Consider the following 13036-nt stretch of genomic DNA (forward strand, 5'->3'; position numbering starts at 1 on the left):
TCCGGCCCATCGTGGCTGTGGGCACCGTCGGTGCCCCCTTGACACGCGCGGTTGGGCGTTGCCAGGTCGGCGGGATGACACGGCCCCCTCCTTTGTGGGGAAAGAGCCCTCGCACGATGAACGGCTCGCCGGGCCTGTTATGCGGTGCGTGCGGGCCTTTCTCCGCAAAGGGAGGGCTTCGTGTCATCCCGCCGACCTGGCGCAGCCCTACCGCACGTGTCAAGGGGGCGCTGTGCACGTCTTGCCCGTTCGTGCGCTGATGTCGCCCCCTTGACACGTGTGGTAGCCCTTCGGGAGGTCGGTGGGATGACACGAAACCCGGACCCACGACCCAACAGGGGGATCCGGGCGGGGGTGTCCATCCTGCTGATCTGCCCGTCCGGCGAGGACGCTTTTCACGCTTGTGAGCTTGAGGGCTCGACCCGCGCGACCCGCTGACGGCATTCGATCGGCGGGCATTCAGCCGATCTACGACGGTCAGTCGATCTACGACGTCCAGTCGACCGGCAGCGTGCGGCCCAGGACGGCGAACGGGCGGGGGTCGCCGGTGAACTGGTAGTGCCGCAGCACGTCCACGAACCCCATCCGCCGGTACAGCCGCCACGCCTTGCTCGGCCCTTCGGGCGTGGACAGCAGCACCCGCGCGCTGGGCACGCCCTCCAGGAGGTTGCGCAGCAGCAGCTCGCCGACCCCGCGTCCCTGCGCACGGGGCAGGACGTGCAGCTCGGTCAGCTCGAAGTAGTCGCGCATCCACTCCTCGACCGCCTTCGGCCCGGACACCATCGTCAGGCCGTGCCGCACCTGCTCGTGCCACCACTGGCCGACCGAGCCGCGGTAGCCGTAGCCGATGCCGATCAGCTCGTCCTGCTCGCCGAGCGCGACCACGCACCGCCACCCGTCGCGCAGCATGTGCGCCAACCACATCGGCGCGCGCTGCTCGGCCGTGCCGGGCGGGTAGTCCATCGCGCTCACGTAGAGCGCCAGCGCCTCGTCCAGGCGCGCGCTCAGCTCGGGCGCGGACATCGTGACGATCCGCTGCGACGGCGCGGCGGTCACCGGGCGACCTCGGCGGGCGTGCCACCGGTCAGGGAGAGCAGGCCCGCGTAGGTCGTCGGGTAGACCGCGTGCGGGTGCCCGGCGGCGGCCCAGACCACGTCGTACCGCTCCAGCGCCACGTCCACGATCGTCGGGATGGGCGCGGGGTGCCCCACCGGGGAGACGCCGCCGATGACCTGGCCGGTGTGCTCGCGCACGAACGCGGGCGTGGCCCGTTCGATCGAGTCGGCGCCGGCCAGCGCGGCGAGCTTGTCCGTGTCGGCCCGGTGCGCCCCGGAGGTGAGCACGAGCAGGGGTGTGGCGACGCCGTCGCGGACCGCGGCGAAGACCAGGCTGTTGGCGATCGCGCCGACCTCCACGCCCACGGCCTCGGCCGCCGCGGCGGCGGTGCGGACGGCGTCGGCCAACACGCGGATCCCGTTCGCCGCGTCGTGGTGGCCCGCCTCGGACAGGGCGGCGGCCACCTTGCGGATGCCGGGGTGGTCGAGTGCGCTCACCCGTTCATGAGACCACGGGCGGTCGGGTTGAGGACTGCCGGGCCGGCAGGATAGGCTGGTCTGGCTCGAACGTCTGTTCGAGCAATGCCTTGGTGGTGGGGCGGGGGAAGCGCCCCACCACCAAGTGCCGCCGTCTCCCCGCGGCGGTCGTCGCTGTCCCGACGCCGCGAGGAGGCCGCGAGATGACTCAGACCTTCCCCCGCCGCATTCCCCTCCCGCTACCACCGGCGTCGGCGGTGACCCTGCTCGGCCAGGCCCGCGAGTGCCTCGTCGAGGCCGAACGGGACCCCTCGCCGCCCACCCGCTTCGCCACGGCCTACCTGGCCGCGATGCGGGCCGCGGCGGCCGTGCTGGCGGCGCGCGGCCGACCCCACCGGGGCCGGGCCAAGCCGACCAGCGTGTGGGTCCTGCTGTCCTCCCTCGCGCCGGAGCTGCGCGAGTGGGCCGCGTTCTTCGCCGAGTGCTCGGCGACGCGCGCGGCCGTGCTGGCGGGCATCACCAGGCAGGTCACCCGGCGCGCAGCCGACGACCTGGTGCGCCAAGCGGCGCAGTTCACCGAGCTGGTCGACGAGATCATGTACGAGGACTGACTGTGAGCAGGGGACTGGTCGCCTACGACCGCCTGATCGACGTGGTGGAGGCCGAAGCCGAGCGCCTGGCGGCGTCGGTCGAGGGGCAGCGCCCGGAACGCCAGGTGCCCGCGTGCCCGGGGTTGAACCTGGGCGAGACGGCGCGGCACGTGGGCAGCACTTACCGGATGGTGTCGACGTGGCTGAGGGAAGGCAGCCAACCCCTGGTGTGGCAGCAGGACCCGGAGCGGGGGCAGGGGCTGCCGGAGTACGTGCGCGAGGGCGTGCCGCCGCTGCTGGGGGCGTTGCGGGCGCACGGCCCGGACGACCCGTGCGAGACGTGGTGGCCGGCCGAGCGCAACCACCGCTTCTGGGCCCGCCGGCTGGCGCACGAGTCCACCGTGCACCGGATGGACGTGCAGGCGGCGGCCGGGCTGCCGATCGACCCCGTGGACGACGACGTGGCGCAGGACGGCGTGGACGAGGTCCTGACGCTGTGGCTCGGGCACCGGCTGGACCTGCTCGGCGTGCGCGGCACGCGGGAGGGCACGGTGTCGATCCGGGCGGGCGACCGGGTGTGGCTCGCCACGACCGGGCCGGAGCCCGCGGTGGCGCGGCTGGTCACCGAGGAGGAGGCGGCGACGGCGAACGGCGGCGTGACCGGGACGCCGATGCAGGTCTACCGCTGGCTCTGGGGCCGCATCCCGGACCGCGACCTGCCGCCGACCACCGGCGACCACGACGCGATCGCCCAGCTCTGGGCGTTGCTGCGGCTCGCCACCAAGTAGACGTGCGCCGCCGTCGTGCACCCGACTGCGCGGCGGCGGCGCACCCGGCGGCACTCGTCCGGCCGCCGGGACGCCACGGCGCTCGCCCCCCGACCACGGGTTCCGACCGCGGTGGCCCCGACCACGGGTTCCGGCCACGGCTGCCCGTTCGGACCTCGGTGGCCCGCGCGTTCCCGGGCGCGGCTCAGAGCGCCAGCGAGGCGACCTCGGCCAGCCCGTCCGCCTTGGCCGTCTCCAACCGGAAGCGGGCCTGTCGGCCGTCGATCTCCAGCACGCCCACCGAGTTGCCGAAGTGCGGCCCGTTGAGCTTGTGCCACCCCACCGGGTCCGGCGAGATGCCCCGCCGGTCCGCCCACCAGCGCAGCACCCGCGCGATCGGCCGCGACCACGACAGCCGGAACGCGGGCCGGAACACCCACGGCGGGTCGTTGTGCACCGGCGAGCACACGAGCTGGTACACCTTCGCGTCCACCGACGAGGCGAACGACGCGCGCGCCGCGTAGCTGTGGTGCACGTCCCCGGACAGCACGCACACCGTGCCGGGCGCGTCGTCGGACCGCGAGATCCGCTCCAGCAGCCGGGCCAGCCGCTCGAACGACGCCCGGAACGCGGGCCAGTGCTCCAGGTCGGCGACCTGCCGCACCTTCTCGCCGACCCGGCCGCGCCACCCGGGCAGGCCCGCCATCCGCTCGTTCAACGACTGGAAGTGGCTCAACGCGTGCGGCATCAGCCACGGCAGCGACGAGCCGACCAGCAGGTGGTCGAAGTCGCCGTGGGCGTTCTCCTCGATCCAGTCGAACTCGCGGTCGCCGACCATGAGCCGCTCCGGCCCGGACAGGATGCGCCCGCTGCGCGTGTCGATCACCAGCAGCCGCACCCGGCCGAAGTCGCGCCGGTAGCTCCACCGGGTGGACTTGCCGCCGTCCACCTCGCGGTCCGCCCGCTCGGCGAAGTCCTCCAGCAGCGACTGCACGTCGCCGCCGGTCGAGCGCACCTTCGCGTACAGCTCGTCGGCCGCCAGCTCGTCCGGGCTGAGGTTGCCCAGGTGCTGGTAGACCCAGTACGACGCGAGCCCGGCCCGGATGCGCTCGGGCCACCAGCGCTTGGCCGCCATCTGCTCGCGCCACGTCCGCGAGGTGTTCCAGTCGTCCCGGATGTCGTGGTCGTCGAAGATCATCGACGTCGGCACGACGGACATCAGCCAGCGGATCTCGGGATCGGCCCACGACTCGTGGTACAGCTCGGCGTACTCGCGGAACGACACGACCTCGCCCGCCGGCTCCGGTCTGCGCTCGGCCAGCCACCGGGTGATCTTCGGCGTCGGCTCGTCGGCGTAGACCTGGTCGCCGAGCAGCACCAGCGCCTCCGGCCACCGGTCGCGCGGCTCGTCCTTCATCCGCAACGCGTACGCGTCCAGCGCGTCCGGCCCCAGCTTGTCCGGCGTGCCCTCGCCCTTGGCGGCGCGGCACGACCCGAACAGCAGCCGCCGCACCGGCGTGGTGCGGATGCACGGCGGCGGGAACGGGGAGCCCGGCCGCGGCCACACCACGTCGCCGTCCAACCGCACGTCGTAGTCGGTGGTCGTGCCGGGCTCCAGCCCTTCGACCACGACCAGGGCGAAGTGCTGCTCGCCCACCTGGAACGTCGTCGCGTGGTGGCCCGCGACGGTGACCTCGCACGCGGCATCGGTCTCGACCCACACCGTCGCCGAGGTGCGGTCGACGTGCCGCAGCACCGGACCAAGAACCAGCTCCGCCATTGCGCAGACGTTACCTTCGGACCATGACAACCAGGTGGTGCGCCGTCGTGGTCGACTCGGCCGATCCCGCCGGGCTGGCCCGGTTCTACGCGACGTTGCTGGGCGGACCGGTCACCCGCGAGGACGAGCACGCGGTCGACGTGGCGCTCGCCGACGGGTTGGACCTGGTGTTCGTGCCGGTGCCGGACCCGAAGGTGGTGAAGAACCGGGTGCACCTCGACCTCGCGTCCGCCTCGCCGGAGGACCAGGCGGCGATCGTGGCGCGGGCGGTGGAGCTGGGCGCGAAGCCGGTCGACATCGGGCAGGGCGACGTGCCGTGGGTGGTGCTGGCCGACCCGGAGGGCAACGAGTTCTGCGTGCTGGAGCAGCGCGACGAGTACGACGACAACGGCCCCGTCGCGGCGGTCGTGGTGGACGCGCGGGACCCGCGGGCGCAGGCGGCGTTCTGGACCGGGCCGACCGGGCTGCCGGTGGCGCGGGAGGGCGACGACTTCGCGTCGCTGCCCCGGCCGGTCGGGCCGTCGCTGGAGTTCGTGCGGGTGCCCGAGCCGAAGGCGGTGAAGAACCGCGTCCACCTCGACCTCGCGCCGCCCGCCGACGGCGACCTGCGCACCGAGGTGGCCCGGCTGGAGGCGTGGGGCGCGGTGCGCGCGGACGTGGGGCAGCGCGACGTGCCGTGGGTGGTGCTGGCCGACCCCGAGGGCAACGAGTTCTGCGTGCTGACGCCCCGCTGACCGTCAGCGGAGGGTGAGCGCGGTCTCGGTGCCGACGCGGGTCAGCTTCTCCGGGTTGCGGACGTAGTACAGGCCGGTGACCCGGCCGTCCTCGACGCGGACCGCCATGATGCCGTCCATCTCCCCGTCCAGGCGCACGACGAGCGCCGGGTTGCCGTTGACCGCGGTCGGCTCGCAGGTCAGCACGACGCCGGCCCGGCCGAGCCCGCCGACGAGCATGCGGACGACCTTGTCCGCGCCGGTGACCGGCCGCAGCGCGGCGTGCTTGACCCCGCCGCCGTCGCTCACCATGACGACGTCCGGCGCGAGCACGTCGAGCAGGCTGTGCAGGTCGCCGGTCTCGAACGCGCGCCGCAGCGCCGCCAGCGCCTCCCGCGTCTCGCTCGCCGGCACCGCCGCGCGGGGTCGGCGGGCGTCGACGTGCCGGCGGGCGCGGTGCGCGATCTGCCGGACCGCCGCGGGGCTCTTGTCCACCGCGGCCGCGATCTCGTCGTAGCCCACGTCGAACGCCTCGCGCAGCACGAACACGACGCGCTCGGTCGGGGACAGCGTTTCGAGCACGAGCATGAGCGCCATCGAGACGCTCTCGGCGAGTTCGACGTCCTGCGCCACGTCCGGCGCGGTGAGGACGGGTTCGGGCAGCCACGGGCCGACGTAGGACTCCTTGCGGCGCTTGAGCGCGCGCAGCCGGTTGAGCGCCTGCCGGGTGGTGATCCGGACCAGGTAGGCGCGCTGGTCGCGCACCTGCGCCAGGTCCACCTCGACCCACCGCAGCCAGGTCTCCTGGAGGACGTCCTCGGCGTCGGTCGCGGAGCCGAGCATTTCGTACGCGACGGTGAAGAGCAGGTTCCGGTGGGCGACGAACGCCTCGGTCGCCACGTCACCGCTCGTGCCCGGCCTCATGGGTGTCTCCCTCGCTCGCTCGTCGCAGACGCCCAGGAGACACCACTCGACCCGCTGGTGTGACAGGCGTGAGACAGGTCACGCCCGCTCGGCCCGGCGATCGCCGGCTCGACCGGCCGGTGACGTGGCCACGCGCGCCGCTGCTCGACTCGGCGGTCGCCGCGCGGTTCCGGATCGGCCGGTGACGTGGTCGCGCGCCGCTGCTCGATCCGGACGGCCGCGCGGACCGGATCGACCGGAGAAGTCGCCGCCGTGTGCTGCCCGTCGCACCTGGTGCATTCCCCGAGCGACGGCTACAGTCCGCCGGTATGCAATATATTAGTCGGGCCTTGTACCGCGACCAGGCGCTCACCGCGATCCGCGAGGCGATCCTGGGCGGCGACCTGGCTCCCGGCGCGCCGATCAAGGACGTGGAGCTGGCCGAACGGCTGGGCCTGTCCCGGACGCCGGTGCGCGAGGCGTTGGCCCGGCTGACCGACGAGGGCCTGGTCGAGAGCAAGCCGCACAGCTACACGCGCGTCACGCCGCTGGACACGGCGGCGGTGCGGGACGCGCACGTCGTCGTCCAGAGCATGCACGCGCTCGCCGCCCGGCTCGCCGCGCCCCGGCTGGTGGAGGCGGACCTGGCCGCGATGCGCACCGCGAACACGGCGTTCGCGCACGCCCTGGCCGACGGCGACGTGCCCGCCGCGCTCGCCGCCGACGACGAGTTCCACGCGGTGGCCGTGCGGGGCAGCGGGAACTTCGCCGTGCGCGCCACCATCGAGCGCTACACCCCGCTCGTGCGCCGCCTCGAACGGCTGCGGTTCGCCGCGCCCACCGGCCGCCACTCGGTGGCCATGCACGACGAGATCATCACCGCCTTCGCCGCGGCCGACGCCGACCTCGCCGCCCGGCTGGTCGAACGGAACTGGGCGACGTTGGCCGACCTGTTCCCGGATGAGGAGAACTGACATGGCGCTGGACGATTTCGCGCGTTTCCCGTTGACCTTCGGGCCGTCGCCGGTGCACCCGCTGGAACGGCTCACCAGGCACCTCGGCGGCGCGCGGGTGTGGGCGAAGCGGGAGGACTGCAACTCCGGGCTGGCCTACGGCGGCAACAAGACCCGCAAGCTGGAGTACCTGGTGGCCGACGCGCTGGCGACCGGCTGCGACACGCTCGTGTCCATCGGCGGCGTGCAGTCCAACCACACCCGCCAGGTCGCCGCCGCGGCCGCGCGGGCCGGGCTGAAGTGCGTGCTGGTGCAGGAGAGCTGGGTGGACTGGCCGGACGCGGTGTACGACCGGGTGGGCAACATCCTGCTCAGCCGGTTGATGGGCGCGGACGTGCGGCTGGTGGAGGCGGGCTTCGGCATCGGCGTGAAACCCGCGTGGGAGCGGGCGATCGAGGACGTGCGCGCGGCGGGCGGCAAGCCGTACGCCATCCCGGCGGGCGCGTCCGACCACCCGCTGGGCGGGCTCGGGTTCGCCGGGTGGGCGGCCGAGGTCGAGCGGCAGGAGGCCGAGCTGGGGGTCCGGTTCGACACGGTCGTGGTGTGCTCGGTGACCGGCAGCACGCAGGCCGGCATGGTGGCGGGGTTCGCGGGCAGCGGTCGCCGGGTCATCGGCATCGACGCCTCCGCCGAGCCGTGCGACACCCGCGACCAGATCACCCGCATCGCCAAGAGCACGGCGGGTCTGCTGGGCGTCGAGGTGACCGACGAGGACGTCGTGCTCGACGACCGGTTCCACGAGGGCATCTACGGCGTGCCGGGCGAGTCCACGCTGGACGCCATGAAGCTCGGCGCACGGCTGGAGGGCATGATCACGGACCCGGTGTACGAGGGCAAGTCCCTGGCCGGCCTGGTGGAACTGGTCAGCACCGGCGAGATCCCGCGTGACGCCACGGTCCTGTACGCCCACCTCGGCGGCCAGCCCGCGCTCAACGCCTACAGCGCCCTGTTCCGCTGACCGCCGCTTCCGCGCCACGCCCGCGGTCACCTGGCCCGGGGGCGTCAGGCCCGCAGTCGCAGGCCCTTGGGCGTGGCGCGGAAGCCCGCGTCCTGGAGGATGCCCGCCAGCCGGGAGCCCAGCGCGACCTCGCCGTCCGCCCGCTGCACGGCGAGCTGCCCCAGCCACCCGTCGCGCACCGCCCGACCGAGGGCCTGGGCCGCCGCCCGCAGCGGTTCCTCCTCCTCGGTGAACGACAGCAGCGACCGACCGCCCCGCTCCACGTAGAGCGTGGCGAGCCCGTCCACCAGCACCACCAGGGCACCGGACTTGCGGCCCGGCCGGTGCCTGCCCTCGCCCGTCGGCTCCGGCCACGCCAACGCCGCGCCGTAGGGCTGCGCCGGGTCGGCCGCCGCCAGCACCACCGCCTCCGGCGTGCCCACGTGGTCCTGCCCCGGCGGCCGGGACGACGCGCGCAGCCGGTCCACCGCGCCCCGCGCCGCGAACTGCGCCGCGCCGAGCCCTTCGACCACGTACCCGCGCACGACCTGCCCGGACTCCTCCATCGCCCGCAGCACCCGGTACACCCCGCTGAACCCGCCGGTCACCCGTTCGGTGTCCAACGCGCCGCGCGTCAGCACGCCGTGCCGCTCCAGGAACGCCTCGGCCCGCGCGTGCGCCCGCCGCGTCGCGTCCACCGCGGGCACCACGGCGAGCGACCACCGGCCCGCCACCGTCGGCGGTCCGGTGCGGCTCGGCATGTCCGGCCGACCCGCCCGCATCCGGGCGTACCGGCCGCGCGGCGCGGCCCGCCGCGGCTTGTGCGCCGTGCCGCCGCCGGCGACCAGCGCCCGCAACGGCGCGAGCGTGTCGTTGGTGACCACGCCGGCCCACACCAGGTCCCAGAGCGCGCCGACGACCTCGCCGTCCGTCGTCGGGCCCTGCATCGACACCCGGTCCACCACCTGCCGGAAGAACAACGCCCCGCCGCCCAGCGCCTCCACCACGGCCGTGTGCAGGGACGAGTCCGGCATCGCCTCCGGCACCAGGTCCGGCAGCAGCAGGTCCGCCACGTCCGTCGGCGCGAGCGCGATCCACCCGTCGCCGCCCGCCAGCGAGCCGCACCCGGTCCACGTCACCTCGCCGGACGCGGTCAGCTCGTCCAGCAACGCGGGGCTGTAGCCGGGCAGCCGCGCGGGCAGCACCAGCGACTCCACCGCGCTCGCGGGCAGCGGCGCGCCCGCCAGCTGCTCGACCACCGAGTACACGTCGTCCACCGTCGGCGCGCCCCGCAGCCGCCGCCCCACCCCGTGCCACGCGGGCAGGAACCGGCCCAGCGCGGCGGGCTCCACCGGCTCGACCTCGGCGCGCAGCCGGGCCAGCGACGCCCGCCGCAACCGCCGCAGCACCTCGGCGTCGCAGTACTCGGTGTGCGTGCCCCCGGGCCGGAGTTCGCCGCGCACCAGCCGCCCGGTGGCCGCCATCCGCTCCAGCACCCCGGTCACCACGGCCACGCCCAGCCCGAACCGCTCCGCCGCCTCCACCGCCGGGAACGGGCCGTGCGTGCGCGCGTACCGCGACAGCAGGTCGCCCAGCGGGTCGGCCACCGGCTCGGTGAACACCTCCGGCACGCCCACCGGCAGCGCCACGCCCAACGCGTCGCGCACCCGGCCCGCGTCCTCGATCCCGATCACCCGGTCCTCGCCCGCGATGCGCACCCGGATCGCCCGCCGCTGCGCCACCAGGTCCGCCAGCCACTCCGGCCGCGCGCCCCGCGCCAGCGCCTCCTCCTCGGACAGGTCGCCGAGGAACCGCAGCAGGTCCGCCGCGCCCTCCGCGTCCCGCGCGTGCCGGTCGGGCGCGAGCCGCTGCAGGTTCCGCTCGACCTCCGCGACCACCTCCGGGTCGAGCAGCTCCCGGATCGCCTCCGAGCCCAGCAGCTCGGCCAGCAGCGCCGAGTCCAGCGACAACGCCGCCGCCCGCCGCTCGGCCAGCGGCGCGTCCACCTCGTACAGGAACATCCCGACGTACCCGAACAGCAGGCTGCGCGCGAACGGCGACGGCGACGGCGTCTCCACCTCCACCACGCGCACCCGCCGGGCCCGGACGTCGGTCATCAGCTCGCGCAGGCCCGGCACGTCGTACACGTCCTGGAGGACTTCCCGCATCGCTTCCAGCACGACCGGGAAGCTCTCGTACTTCGCCGCCACCGACAGCAGTTGCGCCGCCCGCTGCCGCTGCTGCCACAGCGGTGTGCGCTTGCGCGGGTCGCGCCGGGGCAGCAGCAGCGACCGCGCCGCGCACTCCCGGAACCGCGCCGCGAACAGCGCCGAGCCGCCCACCTCGGCCACCACGACCTGCTCGACCTCCTCCGGGTCGAGCAGCACGTCGTCCGCCCCCGCCACGACCTGCGCGCCGTCCAGGTCGACCGCGTCGGGCAGCCGGATCACGATCCCGTCGTCGGAGTGCGCCGCCTGCACCTCGATGCCGCGCCGCTCCCGCAGCCGGGCCGCGATCGCCAACGCCCACGGCGCGTTGACCTGCGCCCCGAACGGCGAGTGCACCACCAGCCGCCAGTCGCCCAGCTCGTCGCGGAACCGCTCCACCAGCACGACCCGGTCGTTGGGCACGTGCCGCGTCGCCTCGCGCTGCTCGCCCAGGTAGGCCAGCAGGTTCGACGTGGCCCACGCGTCCAGCCCGGCCGACGCGGCGCGCTCCGACGCCGCCTCCTCCTCCATGGTGGACACCTCGCGCAGGAACTTCCCCAGCGCCCGCCCCAGCTCCAGCGGGCGGCCCGGCGCATCGCCCTTCCAGAACGGCATCCGCGCGGGCTGGCCCGGCGCGGGCACCACGATCACCCGGTCGTGGGTGATGTCCTCGACCCGCCACGACGACGTGCCCAGCAGGAACGTGTCGCCCACCCGCGACTCGTAGACCATCTCCTCGTCCAGCTCGCCGACCCGGGAGCCGGGGCCGCGCTCGGACGGCGGCGTCATCACCGCGAACAGGCCCCGGTCGGGGATCGTGCCGCCCGACGTCACCGCCAGCCGCTGCGCGCCGGGCCGGCCGCGCAGCTCGCCGGTGATCCGGTCCCACGTGATGCGGGGCCGCAGCTCGCCGAACTCCTCGCTCGGGTAGCGGCCCGCGAGCATGTCGAGCACCGCCTGGAGGGCCGACTCCGGCAGCGCGGCGAACGGCGCGGCGCGGCGCACCAGCCCGGACAGCGCCTCGACCGTCCACGTCTCCATCGCCACCATCGCCACGACGTGCTGCGCCAGCACGTCCAGCGGGTTGCGCGGGTACCGCACGGCCTCGATCGCGCCGTCCCGCATCCGCTCCGCCACCACCGCGCACGACACCAGGTCGCCCCGGAACTTGGGGAACATCACCCCGCGCGACACCGCCCCCACCTGGTGCCCGGCCCGGCCCACGCGCTGCAGGCCCGATGCCACCGTCGGCGGGGCCTCCACCTGCACCACCAGGTCGACCGCGCCCATGTCGATGCCCAGCTCCAGCGACGACGTCGCCACCACGCACGGCAGCCGCCCCGACTTCAGCTCCTCCTCGACCACCACGCGCTGCTCGCGCGACATGGAGCCGTGGTGCGCGCGGGCGATCGCGGCCGTGCGCTGGGTGGTGACGCCGGACTGGCCGGGGGCCTCGGCGGGGAACGCGCCGACCGGCGCCGGCTCCACCTCCTCCGCCAGCTCGTTGAGCCGCGCGGTGAGCCGTTCGGCCAGCCGCCGCGAGTTGGCGAACACGATGGTCGACCGGTGCTGCCGGACCAGCTCCAGCACCCGCTGCTCCACCGACGGCCAGATCGACGCCCGCTGCTCCGCCCCCGCCGCCGAGCCCGACACCTCGCCGGTCGGCTCGCCCAGCACCGACATGTCCTCGACCGGGACCTCGACCCGCACCTCGATCGTCTTGGCGGACGCCGGCTGCACGACCCGCACCGGCCGGCCGCCGGCCAGGAACGCGCCCACCTCCTCGACCGGCCGGACCGTGGCGGACAGCCCGATCCGCTGCGCGGGCCGCTCCAGCAGCGCGTCCAGCCGTTCCAGCGACAGCGCCAGGTGCGCGCCCCGCTTGGTGCCCGCCACCGCGTGCACCTCGTCGACGATCACCGTCTCGACGCCGCGCAGCGACTCGCGCGCGGCCGACGTGAGCACCAGGAACAGCGACTCGGGCGTGGTGACCAGCACGTCCGGCGGCGTCCGGGCGAACGCCCGCCGCACGTCCGCCGGCGTGTCGCCGGTGCGCATGCCGACCGCGATGTCCGGTTCGGGCAGCGACAGCCGGTGCGACGCCTGCCGGATGCCCGCCAGCGGAGCCCTCAGGTTGCGCTCCACGTCCACCGCCAGCGCCTTCAGCGGCGACACGTACAGCACCCGGCACCGCCGCTTCGGCTCGGCGGGCTTCGGCGTCGAGGCCAGCCGGTCCAGCGCCCAGAGGAACGCGGCCAACGTCTTGCCGGACCCGGTCGGCGCGATGACCAGCGCGTGCTCCCCCGCGGCCGCCGCCTCCCACGCCCCCGCCTGCGCCGCCGTGGGCGCGGCGAAGGCCCCGGCGAACCACTGCCGGGTGGCGGGGGAGAAGCGGTCCAGGACGTCCACGCCGTCCATACTGAACCACCCCACCGACAGTGTTGGATTGCAGTGTTGGATTGCGCCGCCTCCGGCGTCGCGGGCGAGGTCGCCCGGAAGTCGGTCGTTCGCGCCCTGATCCCCGGCGATCGAAAAGCGTGATCGCCGGGGACCGGGTCGCCCGACGCCGTCGAAGACGACCCGGCGGCGTTGAA

Annotated in this window: 10 protein-coding genes; 5 read left to right on the top strand and 5 right to left on the bottom strand. The window is 74.7% G+C overall.

Going from position 1 to position 13036, the window contains the following annotated elements; all coding sequences use genetic code 11:
* Positions 1-486: 486 nt before the first annotated feature.
* Positions 487-1056: a GNAT family N-acetyltransferase gene (locus tag ACWEFJ_RS38500; protein ID WP_378090709.1), complete on the bottom strand. Its 570-nt coding sequence runs from the start codon at positions 1054-1056 to the stop codon at positions 487-489.
* On the bottom strand, positions 1053-1553 hold the full coding sequence (locus tag ACWEFJ_RS38505; protein ID WP_378090710.1) for a YbaK/EbsC family protein: 501 nt from the start codon (positions 1551-1553) through the stop codon (positions 1053-1055). Before ACWEFJ_RS38505 ends, ACWEFJ_RS38500 begins: the two co-directional genes overlap by 4 nt.
* Before the next feature lie 182 nt (positions 1554-1735).
* On the opposite strand from ACWEFJ_RS38505, the gene ACWEFJ_RS38510 reads away from it, so the two are divergent.
* Together ACWEFJ_RS38510 and ACWEFJ_RS38515 are read left to right on the top strand one after the other, a co-directional pair.
* On the top strand, positions 1736-2143 hold the full coding sequence (locus ACWEFJ_RS38510; protein ID WP_378090711.1) for an SAV_6107 family HEPN domain-containing protein: 408 nt from the start codon (positions 1736-1738) through the stop codon (positions 2141-2143).
* Between the two features lie 2 nt (positions 2144-2145).
* Positions 2146-2910, top strand: coding sequence for a maleylpyruvate isomerase family mycothiol-dependent enzyme (locus ACWEFJ_RS38515; RefSeq protein WP_378090712.1), 765 nt, complete (start codon positions 2146-2148; stop codon positions 2908-2910).
* Between the two features lie 184 nt (positions 2911-3094).
* On the opposite strand, the gene ACWEFJ_RS38520 is transcribed toward ACWEFJ_RS38515, so the two are convergent.
* Entirely contained in the window at positions 3095-4669 is a 1575-nt protein-coding gene (locus ACWEFJ_RS38520) for an alkaline phosphatase D family protein (protein ID WP_449716825.1), read from the bottom strand.
* A 23-nt stretch (positions 4670-4692) separates the two neighbouring features.
* On the opposite strand from ACWEFJ_RS38520, the gene ACWEFJ_RS38525 reads away from it, so the two are divergent.
* The gene (locus ACWEFJ_RS38525; protein ID WP_378090715.1) at positions 4693-5403 is read left to right on the top strand and encodes a VOC family protein; all 711 of its coding nucleotides are present in this window, start codon (positions 4693-4695) and stop codon (positions 5401-5403) included.
* A 3-nt stretch (positions 5404-5406) separates the two neighbouring features.
* On the opposite strand, the gene ACWEFJ_RS38530 is transcribed toward ACWEFJ_RS38525, so the two are convergent.
* Positions 5407-6306: an RNA polymerase sigma-70 factor gene (locus ACWEFJ_RS38530; protein ID WP_378090716.1), complete on the bottom strand. Its 900-nt coding sequence runs from the start codon at positions 6304-6306 to the stop codon at positions 5407-5409.
* Positions 6307-6635: 329 nt separating this feature from the next.
* On the opposite strand from ACWEFJ_RS38530, the gene ACWEFJ_RS38535 reads away from it, so the two are divergent.
* Positions 6636-7259 (top strand): GntR family transcriptional regulator, encoded by a 624-nt coding sequence (locus tag ACWEFJ_RS38535; RefSeq protein ID WP_378090717.1) that lies wholly within the window; start codon positions 6636-6638, stop codon positions 7257-7259.
* Position 7260: 1 nt separating this feature from the next.
* Positions 7261-8256: a 1-aminocyclopropane-1-carboxylate deaminase gene (locus ACWEFJ_RS38540; RefSeq protein ID WP_378090718.1), complete on the top strand. Its 996-nt coding sequence runs from the start codon at positions 7261-7263 to the stop codon at positions 8254-8256.
* 44 nt (positions 8257-8300) lie between these two features.
* On the opposite strand, the gene ACWEFJ_RS38545 is transcribed toward ACWEFJ_RS38540, so the two are convergent.
* A complete protein-coding gene (locus ACWEFJ_RS38545) occupies positions 8301-12860 on the bottom strand; it encodes an ATP-dependent helicase (RefSeq protein ID WP_449716826.1) in 4560 nt (1519 codons plus the stop codon).
* Positions 12861-13036: the final 176 nt, after the last annotated feature.

The sequence above is a fragment of the Actinosynnema sp. NPDC004786 genome (assembly GCF_053601135.1).